The organism is Bradyrhizobium canariense (assembly GCF_019402665.1).
Taxonomy (GTDB): Bacteria; Pseudomonadota; Alphaproteobacteria; order Rhizobiales; family Xanthobacteraceae; genus Bradyrhizobium; species Bradyrhizobium canariense.
In genome coordinates this window covers 1-2,012 of sequence record NZ_VSST01000120.1, presented here as the reverse complement: position 1 = coordinate 2,012, position 2,012 = coordinate 1, and the positions used below count along the sequence as shown (strand labels likewise).

Here is a 2,012-nt window from a genome sequence, read left to right as displayed (position 1 = left end):
GTCGAGGCGTTCTCGTTGCCGCCGACGCGGAGCACGGTCTGGGAGAATTCGCCGACCGGATGCTTCGATGTGCCCTTGAACATCAGGTGCTCGAGGAAGTGCGCGAGCCCGGACTTGCCCGGCGTCTCGTCCGCCGAGCCGACCTTGTACCAGATCATCTCCGTGACCACGGGCGTGCGGTGGTCCGGGATCACCACGACTTGCAGGCCGTTCTGAAGTATGAAGCTCGCCGGTCGTTCGCGGGTGGGTGTGATCTAGGCAAGAACGCTCCTGTTCACAGGAGCGCCCCGGGAGCTAGGATCCCGGCCATTTTCCGTTTTGGACTCGACCGCCAGCGCTGTACGCGTGATCAAAGCCAGGGCAAAAGTGGCCGTGCCTAGCACCTTGATTGTCAGGGACCTGGAATTCTTCATGTCATGGCCTTTGGTCGGTAGAGATCCACGTTCTGCAGCGGACATCGCGACAAAGCAGGTGAGCCGCACGCCGTTGGCAAGCAGCGGAGCAAATGTCGGGCCAATCGCCTGACACTTCTGCGCACGGGCCGCTACGCGGCCAACTGCACGCAAGCGAAGCGCAACGCGTGTCTCCTCTCCGAAAGCCAACCCGCATTTGTTTGGTATCCGCCGATATGTTGCGAACACGACATTGCACACGACCTCGCACGACAACTCGCCGCCTCGCCGCTGCCCCACTTTTCTGAGCATCCCTACACGACTTGATCTCCGTAGGGCTTGAACGGCTCGTAGGGAGCGCACCAACGCTATTAAGAAAGGATTACCATGCCTGTTAACCTGCATGGCTTTGTCGCGCGTCAGGACACGAGCCCCAACAGGTCGAGGAACTGACGACCTAGCTGAGCGGGATCATCGAGCAGCTCGGCGGCGACATCACCAGTGAATTGGAGCGTGCGCACCAGCTCACTAATCCGGAGGTTTCGATGAATTCTCTTCGGGTCCAAGCCGCGCCATCCGGGCATGCTTTAGACGGGGGTGCGGCCCTGTCCACAGGCGATCCGCATGATAGACGATATGGACGCAGTGCCCGCGATCCCAGCGGCGGCATAGCCCTCGCGGTGGGCAACGGCGCCTTTGAAGATAGATGATGGCGATCGTGCGGGTAGGCACGGCCCAGTCGCCGTCTTCAAGATAGGTAGTCGTCCATGAAGAATACGGATTTCAGCTTGAGACGAGCTGAAGTCGGATGATGAGCTGGGCGAGGATTGGCGCAACAAAAGCTGGAGCCCGCCGGAAGTTGTAACCGGCGGCGGCGAGGACGGCATTGGCGGCATCGCCATTAAGCAGTTCGTCGATCGAGGTAACGAACAGCACACTCGACGAACTGCTGTCAGTTGAGGAAAGCGAAGATTCCCTGCAGGGCGAAGCCGCCGCGCAAGTACGCGACTTTTCTTCCGCAACATCGACGACACGCCAAGAGCCCACCGCGTTGTTGCCTGGCAACAGCTCCGCGATCTGCACTGCGTTCAGCGCCGCGCCCTTGAGCAGCTGATCCGCCGCCACGAACATCGAGATCGAATGGCCGGAGGGATCGCTGAGGTCCTTGCGGATGCGGCCGACCAGGACGTCGTCCTGACCCGAGGCGTCGATCGGCATCGGGAAGTTGTTCTTGGCACGGTCGTCGACGATCTTCACGCCGGGTGCCTGCGCCATGATGGCGCGGACCTGGTCCTCGGTGATTGGCTTTTCGCATTCGAAGGTGATGGCCTCGCAATGAGCCCGCAGCACCGGCACGCGGACGCAGGTGACACCGATCGCGATCTTGTCGTCCTCGAAGATCTTGCGGGTCTCGTTGATGACCTTGGTCTCCTCATCATTGTAGCCGGTCTCGGGATCGACCGCGGTGTTGTGGTTGAAGAGGTTGAAGGCATAGGGGTGCGGCATCACTTTCGGCGTATAGACCTGCCCGTTGAGGTTGGCGCGGGTGGACTCGACCAGCTCGTCCATGGCGGCGGCGCCGGCGCCGCTCGCGGCCTGATAGGTCGAGATGATCACGCG

At 61.2% G+C, this 2,012-nt stretch carries 1 protein-coding gene and 1 pseudogene; both read right to left on the bottom strand.

From position 1 onward, the window contains the following. Positions 1-254, bottom strand: a 254-nt coding sequence (locus tag FXB41_RS39925) for a M16 family metallopeptidase (protein WP_376707544.1), incomplete at its 3' end; no start/stop codon positions are given. A gap of 1,197 nt (positions 255-1,451) precedes the next feature. Then, a pseudogene (locus FXB41_RS39920) lies at positions 1,452-2,012 on the bottom strand (aspartate-semialdehyde dehydrogenase); the annotation flags it as partial.